Here is a 22,230-nt window from a genome sequence, read left to right as displayed (position 1 = left end):
AGTGAAAGGTGTATGAACGTATCAAATCGAGCACAGCAATTGACTCCTTCTGTTACATTAGCAGCTGCCGCCAAAGCGAAAGCATTAAAAGCAAAAGGTGTAGATGTTTTAAGCTTAACGGTTGGGGAACCAGATTTTGTAACCCCGAAAAATATTCAAAAAGCAGCAATTGCTTCAATTGAGGATGGAAGAGCAAGTTATTACACTCCTTCTGGCGGTATTCCTGAATTAAAGCAAGCGATTGTTTCTTATGTGGAACGAGAATATCAACTTTGTTATCAACCCAAGCAAGTTATTGTGACAGATGGTGCCAAATATGCGCTATATCTATTATTTCAAGCCATTTTGAACGTTGGGGACGAAGTGATTATCCCTGTCCCTTATTGGGTAAGTTATGGTGAACAAGTCAAGTTAGCAGAAGGCAAGCCAGTATTTGTATCAAGCACGCAAGAGCAATCATTTAAAGTATCAGTCGCACAATTAGAAGCTGTACGAACAGACAAAACGAAAGCAATCATTTTAAATTCACCATCTAACCCAACTGGTGTTATTTATACGGAAGAAGAATTACGCCAAATTGGTGAATGGGCAGTTGCTCATAATATCCTCATTATTGCAGATGATATTTATGGCCGTTTGGTGTACAATGGACATCGGTTCACACCAATTGCAACCATCTCAGAAGCAATTCGTCAACAGACAATCATTATTAATGGTGTTTCCAAAACATATGCAATGACAGGCTGGCGCATTGGTTTTGCAGTCGGTGATGAAAAAATTATTCAAGCAATGACACAACTCGCTTCACAATCCACCAGTAATCCAGTCGCGGTTAGCCAATATGCGGCAATTGAGGCTTTAACAGGTGAACAGTCGACAGTTGAAGACATGCGTCAGGCCTTTGAAAAACGCCTGAATCATATCTATCCAAAAGTAGCAGCTTTGCCAGGCGTTTCGCTAATAAAACCTGAAGGCGCCTTTTATCTATTCCCGAATGTCAAAAAAACGTTAGAAATTTGTGGGTATGATAACGTGACTAACTGGGTGGAAGATTTATTACAAGAAGCGCATGTTGCTCTGGTAACGGGAGAGGGCTTTGGTGCACCAGAACATGTGCGGATGAGCTATGCGACAGATTTAATGACGTTAGAAAAAGCGATTGAGCGAATGAACGACTTTATAGAAAAGAAACGAATTCAGCACAACGCCTAAAAGAATAAACTAAGAAATGAACGGAGAGACAAACGTGGAACAAATTCAAATTATTGATTCAAACAAACATGTTGGAGAAACAGTAAAAATTGGCGCTTGGATTGCTAACAAACGCTCAAGCGGAAAAATTGCCTTTTTACAATTACGTGACGGGACAGCCTTTTTCCAAGGTGTCGTGTTCAAACCAAACTTCATTGGAGCCTTTGGTGAAGAAGCTGGTACAGAAAAATTCCAAGAAATTAAACATTTATCACAAGAAACAGCAGTCATGGTTACTGGTGTTATCAAAGAAGATAGCCGTTCTAAATTCGGCTATGAAATGGATATCACTGATTTAGAAGTCGTTGGCGCTTCAGAAGATTACCCAATTACGCCGAAAGAACACGGCACAGATTTCTTAATGGATCATCGTCATTTATGGTTACGTTCAAGCAAACAACATGCAATCATGTTAGTTCGTAACGAAATTATTCGTGCTACTTACGAGTTCTTTAACGAACAAGGATTCATTAAAATTGATAGCCCAATTTTAACAGGCTCAGCACCAGAAGGCACAACAGAATTATTTGAAACAGATTACTTCGGACAACCAGCATTCTTATCACAAACAGGTCAATTATATGCAGAAGCTGGTGCGATGGCATTTGGAAAAGTCTTTACTTTTGGACCAACTTTCCGTGCGGAAAAATCCAAAACTCGTCGTCACTTAACGGAATTCTGGATGATTGAACCAGAAATGGCATACACAACTCATGAAGAATCACTAGATATTCAAGAAGCCTATGTAAAACATTTAATTAAATCGGTATTGAAAAATCAACAATATCCATTGGATGTTTTAGAACGTGATACAGCGTTACTAGAGAAATATGTTTCGGAACCATTCAAACGTATTACTTACGATGATGCGATTGAGTTATTACAAAAAGAAGAAGCAAACAATGATTATGATCACATTGAATGGGGCGAAGACTTTGGTAGCCCACATGAAACCTTTATTTCAAATTACTATGGCGTTCCAACATTCATTTTAAATTATCCAAAAGCAATTAAAGCCTTCTATATGAAACCACATCCAACACGTGAAGATGTTGTAATTTGTGCCGATTTAATTGCACCAGAAGGTTATGGTGAAATTATCGGTGGTTCAGAGCGTGCAACTGATTATGATTATTTGAAAGAAAAAGTAGCTGAGTTTGGCTTATCTGAAGAAGAATACAGCTGGTATTTAGATTTACGTAAATACGGTTCTGTGCCACATTCTGGCTTCGGATTAGGTTTAGAACGTGCTGTTACGTTCATTACTGGTAATGAACATATTCGTGAAGCGATTCCGTTCCCACGTATGTTAAACCGTATTTATCCATAGAGAAAAATGGAAACTGGAAGTTTAAGCGTTTAGCTTGAACTTCCAGTTTTATTTGATGCGATAAAGCTTAAATTGATATTCACCAATTAGTAATGTTAAGGGAGTAAAAAAGATGGTTTTCTTTGGTTTTTTATTTATTTTTCTGCTTTCGGTAATTTTATTTGTCTCTGATCGCTATACAATGAAATACGTTTTATGGATTATTTTAGCTGTAACATGGAAAAATTTATTCATATTTAAACTAATTAGCTATTCTATAAATGATAGTGGATTTTTTTATCTGATATATGACATTTTGGTTGTACCGTTATTTTTTATAATGACAGGTGTGGTTCTTTTAATCGAAAGTTTCTACAAAAAAACACGCTCATTTATTCCAGAGGCACTTTTGGTTTTGACTTTTGCGTTGTTAGGGAGTAGTTATGGAGAAACAGTGTTAAGTGAAGTAACGCCTAGTTGGTTAATGATTCAGTTGATCGTAGTGGTCTATTTTTGTTATTTATTGTTACAAAACTTAACTGAGAAGAAGTAGGAAAGAAAGAGAAAAACTGAATTAAGCTTTTATTATTAAAGGAGGTGAACAGAAGCGATGATCAGTACACATCTATTTGCCTATGAAGATATAATTGGTAGCCTGTTGGCTTTCCTAGGACTGTTATATGCCATCAGGACGGAAAGTATCATTAGATATTTTGTATTGACTATTGTTGCAATTATCTGGATCAATCCAGTCTTATTTAAGAATTACATAGTTGTCTTATCGAACATATTTTTACAATTTATGTTTATTCCGTTATTTTTATTATCACTGTCAATCATTTTTTTGACAGAAAAAGAGAATAGATTATTTTGTATACCAATTATTTTTTTAGTATTTCTTGTCTTTTCACAAGCTACTTGGCTTTATGAGTATAATACAGAGTTAAGAGTTAGTGCAGTATTTATGATACTGTTAGGGATATATCTCAAACTAGTAAAAATAATTAAGCAGTAAAACAAAAAGAGGTCGGGACAGAAGTGTTTAACTCCGAGAAATAAGCCGAAGGGGTTGCTTCTGTTCTCGCCGTGTATCAGTTTTTGAGCGTGGAGCAAAAATCCAAAGTGATTTTTGTCCCACGCTCTTTTTGATTCCCTTACGCCTGCCATAATTTTTGCATCTGGTCCAAAATATCAATGACTTCTGTCGTGAAAAATAAGGAGCGGTTGGGTTGTGTACCTTTGATTGCTTCAACCATATTGTAGATTTCGTAATTCATGGCTTCAGCTGAATACCCAGAAACGATGGTCTCAACCGTACCGTCGTTGTAGTGAACAATCGCTTCATCTGCGCGTGGATAATCTGTAATGGTAATATAGGCATCTTCAAAAGCAACAATTCCTTGCTTTGGCATTTTTGCTTGGAATGTTAATGAAATAGTAGCCAACTCATTTTCTTTATTCCGAAGCAATGTCACCGATTGTTCATCAACGCCAGTAGAGAAGGGAACCATGCTAGAAGCTAAAACGTCAGGTTGTGAGCTGAGAAACCAACAAGCAAACGAAACCGCATAAGTACCAATATCTAACAATGCGCCGCCTGCTAAGTCAGGATTAAAAAAGCGATTTTTAGGATCGGGTTCTTTGTAACTTCCAAATGGTGCTTGAATCATTTTTAACTGACCAAATTTGCCAGCATCCATCAAGCGACGTAATTCGTCGTATAGTGGCATGTTAAAAATAGTCATGGCCTCTGCTAAAATAAGGTCATTTTTTTCTGCAACTGCCAAGGCTTGTTTTAATTCTGCCGCGTTCATCGTAATAGCTTTTTCACACAACACATGTTTTCCGGCCTGGAGCGCTTTTAAAATGTGTTCAGCATGTTGTTTATTTGGCACTGCTATATAGACAACATCGATCGTTTCATCTGCTAGCAATTCTTCATAAGAACCATAGGCTTTAGGGATTGAATAATCAGCGGCAAATTGTTCTGCTTTAGTCAATGTCCGTGAAGCAACAGCTGCAAGTTGGCTAGTTTCTTGTTTAAACGTTGAAGCAAATTCGTGGGCAATCCCACCTAATCCTACGATGCCCCATTGATATAATTTTTTTGTCAAAAGAAGTCCTCCTAATCTATGCAATTTCTTCAAATCTTCTTCATTATTTATTATACTGTAAACAAGAGAAATTAGAAAACAAGGACAATTTTGTAAATATGATAAAATCCAGAGATAAAAAGATGCTTTTTTTAGAGAATTTCAGTAAAATAGAAAATGGAGGCGAATGATTATGCATCAAGTTTATGTAGATATTATTGTTGACGCAATTATTGAACAGTACCAAACAGAAGAAAATTTTTACTCCGCTTATCAAATTCAAGCAGCCGATTGGCAAGCTTGGAAAGAAGGCCAATTTGGTTTGGACAATGAAGTCATGCAAAAAATTAAGAATTTATTTACGGATTATGAGTGGATGCTGACTCAAAAAATACTCCGCCAAACCATCTTATTTCCGGAAAAACGTAACCTAGCTGTTTCGGAATATAAACGGTTAAAAACAACAATTGCCAAAAAATGGTTACAATCTGATTTGGGCGTTGTAGAATTGATTCCTAATAATAAACAGGAACAAGAAATTGCTGCTGGTTATATTGATTTGAAAGTGACGCTGGCCTATGGCGAATGGGGTTTTGATGATATTATTACATTCCGGTTACCAGCTACGATTCAACGACAATTGGAAGGTTCAAAAGTTGAATTATTAGATTGGGTCAATGAAAATCTGATGGATACTTACGTAGGTGAATAACGAATAGGAAGGATGGTCTTTTGAAATACACAATTGCTGGGATTTTATCTGTGATTATTATGTTTGGTGCGGTAATTTTTGTCTTTTTTGGCAAAAAGCCAGTTGAAGAATCTGTTCACACATCAACTGAAACAACAGTGAAATCATCCACTAAAATTTCTGAAAGTAGTACAGTTTCTTCAACTGCTACCACTGAATCAAGTACTGAAATCACGAGCGTAAGCAGTGATGAAAGTTGATAATTTTCTGTGAAAATGATACAATTATTCGGTTATAGTAACAAATGAAATCAATCACGAAAGTGAAAGATAGTGAAACATTTTATCGGAAAATAAAAGATGAAGTGGGGAATTAATGAAGTGAGCAACTATCAGAAAAAAAGAAAAAAGCAGCTGAATTTGCCAAAGTTATTCTTAGGCGTAGTTGTCGTCGGTTTGGCCTTTGTCTTTTCGTTATCTGTCCTTTCTGATTCAGATAAGGGACAAAGCGAGTCAGTCAATCGCCAAAATGAAAACATCTCAAAAGAAGAATTTGTTGCTGAAATCACACCGTATGCACGTGAATTACAAGAATCTTACGGGGTATTACCAAGTATTATTATGGGGCAAGCAGTTTTAGAATCTAATTTTGGACAAAGTCAATTAGCATCGAAATATAACAATCTTTTTGGGATTAAAGCATATGGCAATCAACCAAAAGTCAATTTAGAAACAAAAGAGTATGTCAATGAGGTCTGGATTACGATTCAGGGTGATTTTCGAGTTTATGACAATTGGGAAGAATCCATGCGAGATCATACCAAGTTATTTGTTGATGGGGTCGATTGGGATCCAAATTTATATGAAAAAGTCTTGTTAGCCAAAAATTATAAAGAGGCTGCACAAGCGCTTCAAGATGCTGGATACGCAACGGATCCTACATACGCTGATAAGATCATTCATGTAATTGAAGAATACAATTTAAATAAATACGACCGTTAAGCATGGAGGAACGATGACAATGAGCGAAAAGTGGATTCCAGAAATTATGACGCCGCTGAAACAAGATATTGTAAAAATGCCAGAGATTATTCGGCAAGCCAGTGGCATTAAAATTTTTGGCCGTAAAATAAAATCAATTATTTTTACGACAGATATTGCGATTATCCGCAATACGGATGCACAGGCAGTGATTGCTGTATACCCTTTTACACCGCATCCAGCGATTACAAAAGGCATTATTGAAGCAGCGGATATTCCTGTCTTTTCAGGAGTCGGCGGCGGTTTAACGCAAGGCATGCGTTCTGCTTATATGAGTTTATTTGCAGAAGCACAAGGCTCAATGGGTGTCGTTTTGAATGGTCCTACACCAATTGAAACAATTAAAATGGTGGATGAAGCAATCGATATTCCTATTATCAGTACAGTAACTTCTATTCATACGCCAATTGATGAAAAACTTGCGGCTGGCGTGGATATGATTAATATCAGTGCAGGAAAAGACACTGCAGCCACCGTACGCTATTTCCGTGGCAAGTATCCAGAATTACCGATTATTGCAACAGGAGGACCAACTGAATCGAGTATTCATGAAACCATTATCGCCGGAGCGAATGCTATTACATATACGCCCCCTAGTAACGGTGAATTATTCAGCAAAAAAATGAAAAAATATCGTGAACAAGAAAAAGCAACCGATGAAGAATAAAAAACGCTTTGGCAGTCTATCCTGCCAAAGCGTTTTTGGCTATTTAATGTTCGCTTTTACGGAACAATGGAAGAATGAACCAATTATTTGAAAATTCTAATGAAAAAAAGTTGTTAAACCATTGAAAGTTAGAGATTTTTGTACTATCCTAGAGAAACATAGAAGCTTGTATAAGGTCAAAATACGGTTGACCGTCTCTACCCAGCACCGTAAATGCTGGTCTATAAGTGAAGAAGAGCGGATAGCCCTTTTTTGCTTTGGCAAAATGGGCTTTTTTCTTTTGTTAGAACACGAATATAAATAGCACTTTGTTTTATTTCGTTCGTTTTTAACGAACCGTCCTTTCCTCAGGATGAGAACAAAGCATCTATCGAAAAATAAGTAAAGGAGTTCATATTGTGAAGGAATTAGTCGAACGTATTAAAAATGATGGCCGTGTATTAGGTGAAGGTGTTTTAAAAGTAGATAGTTTTATTACGCACCAAGTGGATCCAGAATTAATGGAGGCTATGGGTAATCGTTTTGCTGAGGTTTTCGCAGAAGCAGGCATTACCAAAGTAATTACAATTGAAGCATCAGGAATCGCTCCTGCCTTATACGCAGCGCAAAAATTAGGCGTGCCAATGATCTTCGCTCGTAAGGCAAAAAGTTTAACCATGGATGAAGAGCTTTTAACGGCTTCAGTTTATTCATTTACAAAACAAGTGACAAGTCAAATTTCCATTTCAAGAAAATTTTTATCTGATGCTGATAAAGTGTTGATTATTGATGACTTTTTAGCTAACGGACAAGCTGCCAAAGGATTGGTAGAATTATGCCAACAGGCTGGTGCAAAGGTTGAAGGAATTGGTATCGTAATTGAAAAATCATTCCAAGATGGTCGTCAGTTATTAGAAGACATGGGCTTAAATGTAGTCTCTTTAGCACGTATTGCTTCATTAAGTGAAGGAACGGTGACGTTTTTAGAGGAGGATGCATAATCTTGGAAACAAAACAATTGAATACACCACAACAGACGGAAACACCAAATGGGAAAGCCGCCGTTTTAGGATTGCAACATTTATTAGCGATGTATGCTGGAGCAGTTGCCGTACCTTTATTAATCGGAACCGGCTTGAATTTTGATTCGCAACAAATGACGTATTTGATTTCAATCGATATTTTTATGTGCGGCGTTGCGACACTTTTACAATTAACGGTGAATAAGTTTTTTGGGATTGGCTTGCCAGTCGTTTTAGGTTGTGCCATTCAAGCAGTTGCACCTTTAATCATGATTGGTACGAACAAAGGGGTTGGTGCAATTTACGGTTCAATTATTGCTTCGGGCATTTTTGTCGTTCTTATTGCAGGATTTTTCTCAAAAATTAAACGTCTATTTCCGCCTTTAGTCACCGGCACAGTCATTACAGTTATTGGTTTGACCTTAATTCCTGTTGCTGTTGAAAAAATGGGTGGCGGCTTAGCAACGGACAAAAGTTTTGGTGATCCTAAAAACTTGCTCCTCGCATTTGTAACAATTGCCTTAATCATTGTTGTGCAAGTTTGGGGACGTGGCTTTATCAAGTCAATTGCCGTGTTAATCGGCCTAGTCGGCGGCACAATTTTAGCTGCGTTTCTGGGATTAGTGGACTTATCTCCTGTTGGTCAAGCTACGTGGTTTCATTTTCCACAGCCATTTTATTTTGGCAAACCAACGTTTGATCTTTCTTCTATTGTGTTGATGATTATTATTTCAATTGTTAGTATGGTTGAATCAACAGGTGTTTATTTTGCCTTAGGAGATATTACAGGGAAGAAAATTGGCGAAGATGATTTACGTCGTGGGTATCATGCAGAAGGTTTAGCCGTCATTTTAGGGGGGATTTTTAATACGTTTCCTTATACAGGTTTCTCTCAAAATGTCGGGTTAGTTCAATTATCTGGGATCAAAACACGTCGACCAATTTATTTTTCTGCTTTTTTCTTAATTATTTTAGGCTTATTACCAAAAATTGGTGCGATGGCCCAAATTATCCCAGAGCCAGTTTTAGGCGGCGGAATGCTGGTTATGTTTGGAATGGTGGCTGTCCAAGGAATGCGCATGTTGTCAAAAGTTGACTACTCAAATGACAAAAATTTATTAATTATTGCCATCTCGATTGGCTTTGGTTTAGGCTTTAATATTATGCCGACGCTCTTTAATAAAGTACCAGAAACTGTTAGCATGTTTACTGGTAATGGAATTGTCATGAGCAGCATTACCGCAATTATTTTAAATCTTTTATTCAATGGTTTAAAAGAAACCTCAGAAAGTAACGAATAGTTTCAAAAAAGTATGATAGATAAGGTCAGGTGGCTTTTCTTTCATACTTTTTTGACCTAATCATCGTTTAGAAAAATTTAATGTTTTCATCAATCTGAAGAGAAAAAGAGAAAAAAGCTTGGTTACAAAGAGACGAGTAGTAAGTTACCGCTGTTTTATCCTAAAGTATGTTAATAAATTCTGATGAGAAAACCTAATGGAAACACTGCTGGCACTTGAAGTTGAGCCTTTTTCCTTGTATCATGTAAAAAGAGCACTCTTAAAGGCTAGACTGCGACGAGAAACCGCAGAAGGATTTTAAGGATAAAACTGTGATGGAAAGTTGTGATGAACTTGGATAAACCACTATTACCTGGTCAAGTGATTGGTATCATTGGTGGCGGACATTTAGCAAAAATGATGGCCCTTAGTGCAAGAGAAATGGGGTTTCGAGTGGGTGTGCTAGATCCACAAATTGATTGTCCTGCTGCACAAGTTGCCGATTGGCAATTATTAGGAGCATATAATGATCCTGAAGCGTTAGAGAAATTGGCAAAACGTGCCCAAGTGATTACGTATGAATTTGAACATGCAGATGTTGATGCGTTAACAGCGATTCAACATTTGGCGAATATACCGCAAGGAACAGACATTTTAGCGATTACGCAAGATCGCTTAATGGAAAAAAGTTTCTTGGAAGATAATAATATTGTGATTGCCCCTTATGCAACGATTGTTAGTCCGACTGATATTCAAGAAGCAATTGATGGCATTGGTTATCCGTGTATCTTGAAGAATACGCGAGGGGAAGGTCGTTATGTACTACATAGTACTTCAGACTTAGCGCCATCCATGAATCTTCTAAGAGAAGGAACCTGTGTTTTGGAAGCTTGGATTCCTTACGAAAAAGAATTATCTGTTCTTATTTCTGGTAATGGTCGTGGCGAATTTGCGACATTTCCAGTTGTGGAAACAATTAAAAAAGAGCGTAAGCTACATGAAACGATTGCACCAGCCCGAATTGATGACGAAGTCAGTGGTGAGTTGCAACGAATTGCTAAGGTGATTGCTAAAGCAGTTGGTTTAGTCGGCACCCTTTCAATTGAAATGTTTTATACAGAAACAGGCGGGATTTATGTAAATAAAATTTTACCTCGTCCAGAAGATGCTGGGAATTTTTCTATAGATGCTTGTTCTTTTAGCCAATATGATACGCATATTCGTGGTTTATGTAATTGGCCAATGCCAACGATTCAACTGTTGTCTGAAGCAGTCACGGTCAATGTGCTTGGAAATGAGGCCTATGAAACGATGGACATTATTAATGAACATCCAGATTGGCATTTCCACTATTATGGCCACAGTGAAGCAAAAGCGCAACGAGCGATGGGGCATATTACTATATTAACCAAAGAAATCGATGAAACACTGGAAGAAATTAAAGAAACAAAGATTTGGTCGTAATTATTTTTCAAAAATTGAGGAGTAAAGAGGGGATAAGGTACAATGATTGATCGTTATACAAGACCCGAAATGGGCGCAATTTGGACAGATGAGAACCGCTACAAGGCATGGCTAGAAGTTGAAATTTTGGCGGATGAAGCTTGGGCAGAACTTGGCGAGATTCCTAAAGAAGATGTACAAAAAATCCGAGAAAATGCATCATTTGATGTTGCACGTATTTTAGAAATTGAAGCAGAAACACGTCATGATGTTGTCGCTTTTACTCGTGCCGTTTCAGAAACGCTTGGTGAAGAGCGAAAATGGGTACACTATGGGTTAACCAGCACAGATGTTGTGGATACTGCCTATGGTTATCTATTGAAACAGGCGAATGATATTTTACGGAAAGATTTACAAACATTTACGGAGATTGTCGGAGCCAAAGCCAAAGAGTATAAACATACGGTCATGATGGGAAGAACGCATGGTGTTCATGCAGAACCGACTACATTTGGTTTGAAATTAGCGTTGTGGTATTCTGAAATGAAACGCAACATTGAACGTTTTGAACATGCAGCCAAAGGTGTCGAAGCGGGTAAAATCAGTGGAGCCGTAGGTACCTTTGCCAATATTTCACCATTTGTTGAAGAATATGTTTGCGAACATTTGGGGATCCGTGCTCAAGAGATTTCGACACAAGTTTTACCACGTGATTTACATGCAGAATATGTTTCTGCCATGGCATTAATTGCGACAAGTATTGAAAAATTTGCGACAGAAATTCGTGGTCTACAAAAATCAGAAACACGTGAAGTAGAAGAATTTTTTGCAAAAGGACAAAAAGGATCTTCGGCAATGCCGCATAAACGGAATCCAATTGGTTCTGAAAATATGACTGGTTTGGCACGTGTGATTCGTGGTCATGTCATTACTGCCTTTGAAAATGTGAGTTTATGGCATGAACGAGATATTTCTCACTCGTCTGCTGAACGGATTATTATTCCCGATACGACGATTTTGCTAAATTACATGTTGAATCGTTTTGGTAATATTGTCAAAAACTTAACGGTCTTCCCAGAAAATATGAAGCGTAACATGGATGCGACCTATGGACTAATTTATAGCCAACGTGTCTTGTTAAAATTGATTGACCATGGCATGACACGTGAAGAAGCGTATGATCTGGTCCAACCAAAAACAGCTTACGCATGGGATCATCAAACGGCGTTCCGTCCGTTGCTAGATGCGGATGAAAAAATTACATCTGTCTTATCAAAAGAAGAGCTAGATGATGCCTTTGATTACCATTATCATTTAAAAAATGTTGACACGATTTTTGAACGTGTTGGTTTAGGATAAAAAGAAAGCGAGAAGAAGAGTGCTTCTTCTCGCTTTTCTCTTAGTTATTTTCAGAAAAATAATTGAAAATTATTCAGTAGAAAATAGTAAAAAAATCATTAAATTTTAGCAAACAAACATCAAAAGGTAAGTGACATTCACTTACCTTTTGATGTTTGTTTGCTATTTTACTAGTTGTACTTTGAATTTTAAAGGAGTTATTTTCATAAAATAATGAAATTTAAGCATTTTCATAGGCAAAAAGCACTATTAAACCTTTACAGGGGAAGAAAAAGTTATTTTTCAATTAATTGGTTTAAAAATTTAAAATTATTTTTTTTGTATCTTCGGCTATACTGAATTCATTAACGATAATTATTAAGGCAAGGAGAAAAAGGTGGTTGAAATGAATTTGTCACAAGTTCCAAACAAAACGACAGGGAATGGAATAAAAGTGTTTAGTTATCTCTGTTTTATAATTAGCTATTATTTAATCTTTTTGCATTTCGAAGTTGCTTTAGCTCAACAACCTGAGTCAAAGCCGCTAGCGGGTTTCACGGTTGAAAGTGTGATACCAGATAATCAGCTAGATAAGAATCAAACTTATTTTTATTTAGGTGTTCAGCCAAGTAGTCAGCAGATTGTTCAAGTGAAAATCAGAAGTTTGCAAAAAGAGTCCGTAACTGTCGCTTTAAGTATTCATGATGCAGTGAACGGAACGGATGGACAGATTGATTATACGCAGACGAGCCCCAAACTAGATTCTAGTTTGACGAATTCCATCACACAAATTGTTCATTTGCAAAATAAGGAAGCTACGGTCACTGTAAAAAACTTTGAAGAAAAAATAGTAAATTATGAAATTAGAACGCCTAAAGAGCCATTTTCGGGAGTTAAATTAGGTGCATTACGATTTGTCAAACAACTAGAGGATGAATCATTAACAACTAATCAATTTACATCAACCTATGCTTATACTATTTCAATCATGCTGACAGAAGATAAACAGCCATTTGATGAAGGAGCAGAATTGAAACTAAAAAAAGTTGATACAACGATCAGCGGTGGCCTACCTGTTGTTCAAGCAACATTCCAAAATCGACAACCAAAAGTTATGAAAGGAGCGACAATTACCAACTGGTTAACCAAAAAAGATCAGCCAAAAGAGTTACTAAAAAAAGTACAAGCAGATGTGTCAGTGGCACCTAATTCATTATTAGCTATGGATCTACCTTTGAATGAAGTTGTCCTGCCAGCGGGAACTTATACTGTTCACAGCCAAGTAAGTGTTGGTAATCAAGAATGGCAGTGGCGAAAAGATTTTATGCTCACACAAACGCAAATAAAACAATGGTCGGCTAGTACAGCTTCAGCAAAAAAGCAACCGCTTTTGTTAATAGGTCTTAGCGCATTGTGTCTTGTTACAATTAGCGTTTATTTTTATTTTAGAAAGGGTAGAACAAAATAAAGGAATAAAAAGGAAAAGAAGGTGTTGGTTATGAATAAGAAAATGATTTCTCTTATTTGTGTCATAGTTATATTGTTAGGCACGATGATTTTACCAATTAATGGCTTAGCTGAGGGATCTAAGTCGACAACAGTAACGAGTGAAATGCAACAAATTGTTGAAGAGTCATTACCTAAGCTATCAGAGCCACCAAAAAAAACGACAGAAACAACAGATTCTTCATCTGAAAAAACACAAGCTACTGAAGCAACGAAAAAAGTAGAAACTGTTTCTTTTACTTGGTCACAACAAGAATCAGAACGGCAAGTAGCTGCCGGATCGGATTTTTATCTAAAAATAACTAGCAATGTAACCTGGGCGGAAATACAATTACCTCAGGAAATTCAATATAATCCCCAAAAAAATCAACAATTGAAGGAGCATAGTTCCTATAATCAAGAACAACACAGCTTGGTTTTAAGAGACTTAGCTCAGTTGGGGGAGAGCTACTTGCTGTTAACGACAACAAAAGCAGGAACTTTCAGCTTGTCAGTCAAAGACAAAAATCAAAAAGAATTGGCTAATAATTTAGAAGTGACGGTTGCTAAAGAACCAATACCAGAGCCTCAAAAGCCACAGGAGCATAGTGAGCAGAAGCAAACGAAGGAAAATAAAAAAAGCAACCCCGACGATAAGTCTAAAAACATTGACGCCAAAGCGAATGGGATTACGGTCGGTTTGACTGCTCCTGCCACTTATCGCACGTATACCGACTCTACGACAGGAACAGCACCAGATTACTTAACGATTTCTATGCCAGTTTCCATCAGTCAAGCGGGACTCATTGGTACTTCGATTGAGCTTCCTTATGGCTTTTATCCAAGTAAAAGCGACCCCGTTTTTAAAAACTTTGATAATACAGCACCCATTTTTTCGTTGGTAACACCTAGTACGCCTAGCGCTAATTCAATTGTGGCGTCGTATGTAAATGACACGACCAATAAAAAGTTGATTATTCGTTTGAAACAAACCAAGACAACATTAGAGACGATTAATTTACGTTTTAAATTTAATAACGTCTATAATGCCAAAATTCCATCTGGACAAATCGTGTGGAATAATCTCCAAGCGAAGGTATTTGATAATACAGGTACACAAATCGCAAGCTCAGCGGCGAATAAAACCGTAAAAGCTGATGTGGGTTCTCTTGCTGCATATATCAGTTCTAGTTACGCAGTTCCTAGTAACAACAATTATTTTGATGGTGATATTGTTTTGGCACATTCTTATCGGTTTTATTATTTAGCTAGAGCGAATTTAGATCCTAGTTATGATCATCAAGTGTATGTTGAAATTCCAACAGGAGCTACATTAAAGGGAACTTTAGCCAATCGATTATTAAAAACAGGGGTCACAAATGCACAAGATCCTAGTGTGCCAGTAGGTTTTACTCGGTACTATCAGAAATTAGTAACTCTCTCACCAAATGTTTTAGAAAACCCAGCAACGCTTGTTGATTTAGTCTATCTTGATACAAGGGTTACTTTGAATAAAACTTATGCAGAAGGTAGTGCTTTTTCCATAAATTTTGGAATGAAGGTAAAATTTATGAATGGGAAAATAAATACTCTCACAACTACGAAAAGTTATATAAAGCGTTCTAGACCAGATTTTCAATTGTCAGGAGATGGTATCCATTCAACTATTGTAGGTTCGACTGACACAGTTAATAACTTAGACAATTTAGCGACAGCTGGATATTTTTACGCTTTTGGCTATTCTTCATTTAATCGATCTAGTACTATTAAGAATACTGGAGCTAAAGCAATTGAAGGGCTAACATACAAATTACAAGAATTAACTGCAGGTTCAGCTAAAGGAAACTTTGCTAATTTCTATATTTTTTGTTTTACTGATGGAGTGAACGCACCAGCCTATTACCGACCTTGGTTTCAGATAAAAAATGCTGTAACTGGAACGAGTCGTTCTGTTTGGAGTAGTACGCCAGCTAAGGCTAGTAGCTTTAGTCCCGCTTTGCCGACTTTAGCAACCAATGAGTATATTGCCACCATTAATATTATTCCCATGGGAACCGATGGCAAAACCGCCAATTCACTACCTCCAGGTAATGGGATGGGATTCAGATATCAGATCAAAAGTTGGCCTAATGGAAAGTGGCCAGATGGAACCGCGCTTTCTAAGAAGTCGAATCCAATTACCTTTGGAGCCACCATGCAGTACCAAGATGCAACTGGTACTCCCACAGAGTTTAAATTAAGCGATAAAAAAGCGTATTATAATAAAGGCGTGTCGCTAAATGTTTCTGCCAATTTGACCAGTGCCAATAGTCAAAATAAACTGCCTGGGGACACGATTAACTATGAAATAATTGGGAAAAATAATAGCTACTATACAAACACTTCTTCAGGGGATTGGGAGAATCCAATTATTACAATTAAAGTGCCCAAACAGTTACGATTAAAAGCTACTACGAAAAAAGATTTTATTGATGAGAGTAATCAAGTTACCTATCCAGCTTCGGTGACTGTTGAAACGTTACCTATAAATGATACAACTTACAATTATTATCGTTTTAAGACATCCAGCACGGCTTATAAATCTAAAGTAGCAAGAGAGAGTAGTATATTCAGGATTCCTTTAGAATTTGTCGTGGATAGTTCAACCGCTTCCGGAAGCTATCAGATTCCTTATGTCGCTTATAGCAGCCCTAAGACAACGGATTTCTTTAATCGTGTACCTACTCAGTTAGATGCTACAGAGGCTAAGAAAATTGGTTTAGACAACACGAATGAAAATAGCTACGTAATGAATTCATCTGCTACTAGTAACACCGGCTTCTCCGTTGTTGACGCTTCAAAACTGGATAGCGCAACAAACGCTCGTGGATCAGCAACGCAATCTTGGTCTAGTAGTAATATTTTTGCGGTGGAAAGTAAAGGAACACCGCAAATGCAAACAGTGATTAAAAATTCAGGAAATACCAATTTCACAAGCGTTCGATTATATAACATATTACCTTCTGCTAGTGATGGTCGTGGTTCAACAGGAAGTATCGGTTTTACAAATTTGACCAATAATAGTGGAACAGCCAAAATTTACTATACAACTAAGCCTGTCTCACAATTACCTAGTTATACTAACAATGATTTACAAGCATGGAATGCCACTAAATTAACTAGTTTAGGTTTCACAACAACCAAACCCGCTAACTCTGCTTTAATCACAGCAATCTATGTCGATTTTGGAGCCACTACAATCAAACCAGGTGAGACATTAGATGCGATTATGAACTTTTTAGTGCCGGAAGCGGAAAATCAAAAAGCGATTAACCAATTTCAATATTCTGCCAAAGAAGCCAAAGCGGGAGCAACTTTAACGGCAGTCAGTAACAAAATTACCTTTAGTACGGAGTTTGCTCAAGTAGCATATGAACAAAATTTACCAAACGTTATCGTGCCAGGAAGTGGTGTGAAAGGTCTACCTTCTCCGCAAACGATTCAGTTAGATGTGAATGATGCAGGAAAAATTGTCATTCCAACAACAAAACCAACGCTTAGTGGTTATACTTTTGTAGAATGGCAAGATGTTGCAACGGCAACCAAAAAATATCAACCTGGTGCAACGATCAGCTTTACGTCTACTTCAACTACTACAAAAATAACACTGAAAGCTATTTGGAAACCTATCTCAGTGAATGTGACTTTTAATGCCAATGGGGGCTCGGGTGGTACAGCAGCTAAAGCATATACTTTTGGTACAGTGATTAATTTAAGTACTGTTGCGAAGCCAACAAGGACGGGTTACACTTTCCAAGGTTGGGCTGCAACAGCCAACGCCGCAACCCCAAATATTACAACAAACCCTCTTGTTAATTATGCCTCAGCTAAGACCTATTATGCTGTTTGGAAGGGGAATGCGTATACCGTAAAGTTTGATGCGAATGGGGGAACGGGTACCATGCCTAACGCTAGCTTTATTTATGGAACAGGCAAACCATTACCAGCCAACACCTTTACAAAAGAGAGTAATACGTTCCTTGGGTGGTCGAAGACACGGACAAGTGCAGTTGTATATACGGATAAACAAATAATTTCGACATTAACTGCTACTAACAATGGGACTGTAACGTTATATGCGAAATGGAGTGGGCAACGACCCGTATTGATGGGGACACCAAGTACGTTTGATTTTGGCAAACAAACTATTTCGCCAATGGCAAAAAATTACGGATTAAATTCAGCAAACTATGTAGGAAGTCCCGAATTACAACAAGCTGGTTTTAAGTTACGTCTAGAAGATAATCGACCAATCAGCACAGGTTGGAAATTAAACGTTAGTTTATCTGAATTTAAAGATAGTACTGGTACATCTTTACCATAAGGAGAAGGGATTACCTTGAACTTTGCGAACACTCAACTTCAAAAAGTTCAATATGCTAATACAGCTGTGGAATCAGTAACTAATAGTTTTACCAATGGACCGACGTTAGGTTCTCAAGCTTTTCGATCGGGTGCAACAGCCCAATCAATAATAACAGCAACTGGAACGCAAGGAAGTGGAACTTGGCAACTATATTTTCCTTTTGAAGAGATAAAATTAACTGTGCCTGCAAATGTAGGAGAAATATCAAAAGTATATCAATCTACAGTAACCTGGTCATTGGACGATGTAGTCTAATCTTAGTATGTTTCACTTGAAAGGAAAGTTAATTGTATTAAGAAAAAATGTTTCCGAAGAAAAAATATAAGTTTTACAGTAACATTAAAAAACAAACGTATTGTTAAATACGTTTGTTTTTTTCTATACTTTTTTCGATTTATCCTTTATAATGTAACTTAAATAGTTACATTAACTATTTAATGCAAACAAAGGAGGAGAAGTATGGATAAACAACAGCGAGGCATTCAAGTGATTAGAATTTGGCTAGGGGTGACGATGCTAATTCATGGAGTGATGAAAGTAACGTCATTGGAAGATACTTTAGCGTTTTTTGGTAGTATTGGTTTGCCAAGTCTTTTTGTTTATGGTGTAGCAGCAATTGAATTAATTGGTGGATTATTTATGATTATTGGCTTTTTAATTCCTTTGGTATCAGTAGGATTCATAGCAGTTTTAGTCGGAGCTATTTTTTCTTTTGGTTTGGCAAGTGGTTTTAGTGGTTATGAGTACGAATTATTTTTAGCGATAACCAGTTTGGCTATTTTGGTTAGCTATGCCGATAAAAAGTATCTTACGTTAAAACTTTATTTTTAATAAATCAAAGCAATAAAGAGTTGGTCAAACTAGTTGTGATTGCGAAAAAAGCCCTAAAACAGTGATATTTAGTTGTTTTAGGTTTTTTTTATCAAAAAAGGTCAAAAAAGGTCAATTTATTTATTGACCTTTACTGACCAATGGGGTATAATAAATTTATAAGGTTTACGAATACCTTAACTTTTGAAGAAATCCATCAAAAGTCGGATAATAATAATTGTAAAGAATGTTAAAATAAAAAAGACAAAATAATAAACGGGAGGGATCGTTTATGAATATTGAAAAAATGACAACCACGCTTCAAGAGGCGATTGCTGAAGCTCAAAAAGTTGCGGTGACACGGCAACATCAAGAAATTGATATCGCACATTTATGGAAAATTTTTCTTCAACCAAACCATTTTGGACGTAATTTTTACACAGATGCTGGTTTAGATGTTGACGCATTTGAACGAGAAGTAGATAACGCGTTAGATGAATATCCAAGTGTGGCGGGCGGTAATGTGCAATATGGTCAAAATTTAAGTCAAAATTTGTTCCATTTATTGCAAGAAGCTGATTCACTTCGAGAAGAATTCCAAGATGAATTTTTATCAACCGAAATTGTACTTTTAGCTTTAATGAAATTGAAAAATTATCGTTTAACAAAATATTTAATGCAACAAGGCATTACGGAAAAAGAGTTAAGAAAAAATATTGAAGAGATGAGAGGAGGAGATCGTGTGACTTCTCAAAACCAGGAAGAACAATATAAAGCACTAGAAAAATACGGTGTTGACTTAGTACAACAAGTAAAAGCAGGAAAACAAGATCCAATCATTGGTCGTGACGAAGAAATTCGTGACGTTATTCGGATTTTATCAAGAAAAACTAAAAATAATCCAGTCTTAATTGGTGAACCAGGTGTTGGTAAAACAGCGATTGTTGAAGGATTAGCACAACGAATCGTTCGTAAAGATGTTCCCGAAAACTTAAAAGATAAAACCATTTTTTCTTTAGATATGGGTGCCTTAATTGCGGGAGCAAAATTCCGTGGCGAATTTGAAGAACGGTTAAAAGCTGTTTTAAAAGAAGTGAAAAAAAGTGATGGCAAAATCATTTTATTCATTGATGAAATTCATAATATCGTCGGAGCTGGTAAAACTGAAGGCAGTATGGACGCTGGGAATTTATTAAAACCGATGCTAGCACGTGGTGAATTGCATTTAATCGGTGCCACAACGCTTGATGAATATCGCCAATATATGGAAAAAGATAAAGCCTTAGAACGTCGTTTCCAAAAAGTATTAGTCAAAGAACCAACAGTAGAAGATACAATTTCTATTTTGCGTGGCTTAAAAGAACGATTTGAAATTCACCACGGCGTGAATATTCATGACAATGCTTTAGTTGCTGCCGCTACTTTATCCGATCGCTATATTACTGATCGTTTCTTACCAGATAAAGCGATTGACTTAGTCGATGAAGCAAGCGCAACGATTCGAGTGGAAATGAATTCGATGCCAACAGAGCTCGATCAAGTAACACGTCGGTTAATGCAACTAGAAATTGAAGAAGCGGCCTTGAAAAAAGAATCAGATGATGCAAGTAAAAAACGGTTAGCCAACTTGCAAGAAGAATTAGCAGATTTGCGTGAAGAAGCCAACTCAATGAAAATGCAATGGGAAACGGAAAAAGAAGAAGTTAATGCGGTTTCCAACAAACGTGCAGAGATTGATAAAGCAAAACACGAATTAGAAGATGCTGAAAATAATTATGATTTAGAACGAGCTGCTGTTTTGCGTCATGGAACAATTCCGCAATTAGAACATGAATTGAAAGAATTGGAAGAAAAGAACGCTAAAGATAACGTCAAAATGGTACAAGAATCGGTTACTGAAAACGAAATTGCGCAAGTGGTCGGTCGTTTAACCGGCATTCCTGTGACAAAATTAGTTGAAGGCGAACGAGAAAAATTAATGAAACTGAATGAAACATTACACAAACGTGTGATTGGTCAAGATGAAGCCGTCGATGCTGTTAGTGATGCGGTGATTCGTTCAAGAGCAGGCTTACAAGATCCAAATCGCCCACTTGGTTCGTTCCTTTTCCTAGGACCAACTGGTGTTGGTAAAACAGAACTTGCTAAAGCTTTAGCTGAAGATTTGTTTGATTCTGAAGATCATATGGTACGGATTGACATGAGTGAATACATGGAAAAACATGCCGTGTCTCGTTTGGTTGGTGCCCCTCCAGGCTATATTGGTTATGAAGAAGGTGGCCAGTTAACAGAAGCTGTTCGTCGAAACCCTTATACAATTGTCTTATTAGACGAAATTGAAAAAGCGCACCCAGATGTCTTTAATATCTTATTACAAGTTTTAGATGATGGTCGTTTGACAGATTCTAAAGGTCGGGTCGTTGATTTTAAAAATACGGTTTTAATTATGACAAGCAACATCGGCTCTCAGCTTTTATTGGAAGGTGTGACACCTGAAGGAACAATTCCAGAAGAAGTTGAAAATCAAGTCATGAATATTCTAAAAGGACACTTTAAACCAGAGTTCTTAAACAGAATTGATGATACTATTTTATTTACACCATTAAGCTTGGATAATGTGAAAGGAATCATTGGTAAAATGACCGCGCAACTTGCTCATCGTTTAGAGCAACAAGAAATTGTGTTGGAAATCACTGATGAAGCTAAAACATGGATTGCTGAAAATGGGTATGAGCCAGCTTATGGAGCTCGTCCGTTAAAACGTTTCATTACTCGTGAAGTCGAAACACCATTAGCAAAAGAAATTGTTTCTGGTCGAGTAATGCCAAAAACAAAAGTCACGATTAGTCTATTAGACAATCAATTAGTTTTTGAAAATGAACCAATAGAAGAAGTATAAAAAAAGAACGAGCGAATTCGCTCGTTCTTTTTTATTATGACAATCGTTGCTTAATTTCTTCCAACAAATCCTCTTCTGAAGAAACAACCCGACCATTCAATTTAATCAAACCAACTGTGTAAAGGTTTAAATAATGGAATTGATTTTCAGCGACTTCGTTCAAAGCATCAAGCTTTTGGTGATTATCAGCACCTTGTTGGCGGCTGTCTGTGTAAAGGGCAACCACCGGAATTCCTTTGGCATAAGCAACACCAATTTCGGAAGCTACGCCCGCATCAATGGTTGGACCGTCTAATAAAGCAACCAATAAGTCGCTAGCAAGGACGTTTTCTGTATCTGCTAAGGCAATCATTTTACTATCGGCATAAGCAGATTTGTCGTTAATCGCCGCATTTTCTTGTGGTAAATAAAGATCGATTGTTTTATCCAATTGTCGAATTTGTTCGACTAAATAGGCATTATAACGTAAGTCAGCTTGCGAAAATAAAGGTCCTGCAAAATAAATTTTTGTCATTTGT

16 protein-coding genes, 1 pseudogene and 1 riboswitch are annotated in these 22,230 nt (G+C 37.0%); of the genes and pseudogenes, 15 read left to right on the top strand and 2 right to left on the bottom strand.

The window, feature by feature from the left end; all coding sequences use genetic code 11:
* Window positions 1–12: 12 nt before the first annotated feature.
* From IGJ03_RS08695 to IGJ03_RS08685, 3 genes are all read left to right on the top strand, one after another.
* Entirely contained in the window at window positions 13–1,212 is a 1,200-nt protein-coding gene (locus tag IGJ03_RS08695) for a pyridoxal phosphate-dependent aminotransferase (protein ID WP_002384256.1), read from the top strand.
* A 16-nt stretch (window positions 1,213–1,228) separates the two neighbouring features.
* Window positions 1,229–2,581, top strand: coding sequence for an asparagine--tRNA ligase (asnS, locus tag IGJ03_RS08690; protein ID WP_002384257.1), 1,353 nt, complete (start codon window positions 1,229–1,231; stop codon window positions 2,579–2,581).
* 112 nt (window positions 2,582–2,693) lie between these two features.
* On the top strand, window positions 2,694–3,113 hold the full coding sequence (locus IGJ03_RS08685; protein ID WP_002367000.1) for a hypothetical protein: 420 nt from the start codon (window positions 2,694–2,696) through the stop codon (window positions 3,111–3,113).
* Between the two features lie 601 nt (window positions 3,114–3,714).
* On the opposite strand, the gene IGJ03_RS08680 is transcribed toward IGJ03_RS08685, so the two are convergent.
* Window positions 3,715–4,674, bottom strand: coding sequence for a Gfo/Idh/MocA family protein (locus IGJ03_RS08680; RefSeq protein WP_375804605.1), 960 nt, complete (start codon window positions 4,672–4,674; stop codon window positions 3,715–3,717).
* A 166-nt stretch (window positions 4,675–4,840) separates the two neighbouring features.
* Between IGJ03_RS08680 and IGJ03_RS08675 the strand changes: the two genes are divergently transcribed.
* The 12 genes and pseudogenes from IGJ03_RS08675 (at window position 4,841) to clpB (ending at window position 21,712) form a co-directional block, all read left to right on the top strand.
* The gene (locus IGJ03_RS08675) at window positions 4,841–5,365 is read left to right on the top strand and encodes a hypothetical protein (protein ID WP_002382789.1); all 525 of its coding nucleotides are present in this window, start codon (window positions 4,841–4,843) and stop codon (window positions 5,363–5,365) included.
* A gap of 59 nt (window positions 5,366–5,424) precedes the next feature.
* Window positions 5,425–5,604: a hypothetical protein gene (locus IGJ03_RS08670; RefSeq protein ID WP_002384259.1), complete on the top strand. Its 180-nt coding sequence runs from the start codon at window positions 5,425–5,427 to the stop codon at window positions 5,602–5,604.
* Between the two features lie 99 nt (window positions 5,605–5,703).
* On the top strand, window positions 5,704–6,345 hold the full coding sequence (locus IGJ03_RS08665) for a glycoside hydrolase family 73 protein (protein ID WP_002366997.1): 642 nt from the start codon (window positions 5,704–5,706) through the stop codon (window positions 6,343–6,345).
* 19 nt (window positions 6,346–6,364) lie between these two features.
* Window positions 6,365–7,051 (top strand): hydrolase, encoded by a 687-nt coding sequence (locus tag IGJ03_RS08660; RefSeq protein ID WP_002356802.1) that lies wholly within the window; start codon window positions 6,365–6,367, stop codon window positions 7,049–7,051.
* Between the two features lie 146 nt (window positions 7,052–7,197).
* A riboswitch (purine riboswitch) is annotated at window positions 7,198–7,295 on the top strand.
* 154 nt (window positions 7,296–7,449) lie between these two features.
* Window positions 7,450–8,031 (top strand): xanthine phosphoribosyltransferase, encoded by a 582-nt coding sequence (locus IGJ03_RS08655; RefSeq protein ID WP_002356804.1) that lies wholly within the window; start codon window positions 7,450–7,452, stop codon window positions 8,029–8,031.
* Window positions 8,032–8,033: 2 nt separating this feature from the next.
* Window positions 8,034–9,353 carry a nucleobase:cation symporter-2 family protein gene (locus IGJ03_RS08650; protein ID WP_002382793.1) on the top strand — a complete coding sequence of 440 codons (1,320 nt, stop codon included), beginning with the start codon at window positions 8,034–8,036 and terminating at the stop codon, window positions 9,351–9,353.
* Between the two features lie 327 nt (window positions 9,354–9,680).
* Window positions 9,681–10,796, top strand: a complete 1,116-nt coding sequence (gene purK / locus IGJ03_RS08645; RefSeq protein ID WP_002382795.1) for a 5-(carboxyamino)imidazole ribonucleotide synthase — start codon at window positions 9,681–9,683, stop codon at window positions 10,794–10,796.
* Between the two features lie 42 nt (window positions 10,797–10,838).
* Window positions 10,839–12,134, top strand: coding sequence for an adenylosuccinate lyase (gene purB / locus IGJ03_RS08640; RefSeq protein ID WP_002356808.1), 1,296 nt, complete (start codon window positions 10,839–10,841; stop codon window positions 12,132–12,134).
* A gap of 385 nt (window positions 12,135–12,519) precedes the next feature.
* A complete protein-coding gene (locus IGJ03_RS08635; protein WP_085444106.1) occupies window positions 12,520–13,581 on the top strand; it encodes a DUF916 and DUF3324 domain-containing protein in 1,062 nt (353 codons plus the stop codon).
* A gap of 30 nt (window positions 13,582–13,611) precedes the next feature.
* Window positions 13,612–18,258, top strand: a pseudogene (locus IGJ03_RS08630) (WxL domain-containing protein).
* Window positions 18,259–18,462: 204 nt separating this feature from the next.
* On the top strand, window positions 18,463–18,834 hold the full coding sequence (locus IGJ03_RS08625) for a DoxX family protein (protein ID WP_002362881.1): 372 nt from the start codon (window positions 18,463–18,465) through the stop codon (window positions 18,832–18,834).
* A 271-nt stretch (window positions 18,835–19,105) separates the two neighbouring features.
* On the top strand, window positions 19,106–21,712 hold the full coding sequence (gene clpB, locus IGJ03_RS08620) for an ATP-dependent chaperone ClpB (protein WP_002362158.1): 2,607 nt from the start codon (window positions 19,106–19,108) through the stop codon (window positions 21,710–21,712).
* Window positions 21,713–21,746: 34 nt separating this feature from the next.
* Here the strand turns inward: clpB and IGJ03_RS08615 are convergent, their stop codons facing one another.
* Window positions 21,747–22,226 (bottom strand): nucleoside 2-deoxyribosyltransferase, encoded by a 480-nt coding sequence (locus tag IGJ03_RS08615; RefSeq protein WP_002362157.1) that lies wholly within the window; start codon window positions 22,224–22,226, stop codon window positions 21,747–21,749.
* Window positions 22,227–22,230: the final 4 nt, after the last annotated feature.

It is taken from the genome of Enterococcus sp. DIV1315a, from assembly GCF_051712325.1.
Taxonomy (GTDB): domain Bacteria; phylum Bacillota; class Bacilli; order Lactobacillales; family Enterococcaceae; genus Enterococcus; species Enterococcus faecalis.
The sequence above is the reverse complement of the archived record's forward strand: the minus strand, read 5'-3'. Positions and strand labels throughout refer to the sequence as shown.

Coding starts and splice junctions, on each gene's coding strand:
- IGJ03_RS08695 (WP_002384256.1), top strand. CDS start 13: ATGAACGTATCAAATCGAGCACAGCAATTGACTCCTTCTGTTACATTA.
- asnS (WP_002384257.1), top strand. CDS start 1,229: ATGAACGGAGAGACAAACGTGGAACAAATTCAAATTATTGATTCAAAC.
- IGJ03_RS08685 (WP_002367000.1), top strand. CDS start 2,694: ATGGTTTTCTTTGGTTTTTTATTTATTTTTCTGCTTTCGGTAATTTTA.
- IGJ03_RS08675 (WP_002382789.1), top strand. CDS start 4,841: ATGATTATGCATCAAGTTTATGTAGATATTATTGTTGACGCAATTATT.
- IGJ03_RS08670 (WP_002384259.1), top strand. CDS start 5,425: ATGTTTGGTGCGGTAATTTTTGTCTTTTTTGGCAAAAAGCCAGTTGAA.
- IGJ03_RS08665 (WP_002366997.1), top strand. CDS start 5,704: ATGAAGTGGGGAATTAATGAAGTGAGCAACTATCAGAAAAAAAGAAAA.
- IGJ03_RS08660 (WP_002356802.1), top strand. CDS start 6,365: ATGAGCGAAAAGTGGATTCCAGAAATTATGACGCCGCTGAAACAAGAT.
- purK (WP_002382795.1), top strand. CDS start 9,681: ATGAACTTGGATAAACCACTATTACCTGGTCAAGTGATTGGTATCATT.
- purB (WP_002356808.1), top strand. CDS start 10,839: ATGATTGATCGTTATACAAGACCCGAAATGGGCGCAATTTGGACAGAT.
- IGJ03_RS08635 (WP_085444106.1), top strand. CDS start 12,520: ATGAATTTGTCACAAGTTCCAAACAAAACGACAGGGAATGGAATAAAA.
- IGJ03_RS08625 (WP_002362881.1), top strand. CDS start 18,463: ATGGATAAACAACAGCGAGGCATTCAAGTGATTAGAATTTGGCTAGGG.
- clpB (WP_002362158.1), top strand. CDS start 19,106: ATGAATATTGAAAAAATGACAACCACGCTTCAAGAGGCGATTGCTGAA.
- IGJ03_RS08615 (WP_002362157.1), bottom strand. CDS start 22,226: ATGACAAAAATTTATTTTGCAGGACCTTTATTTTCGCAAGCTGACTTA.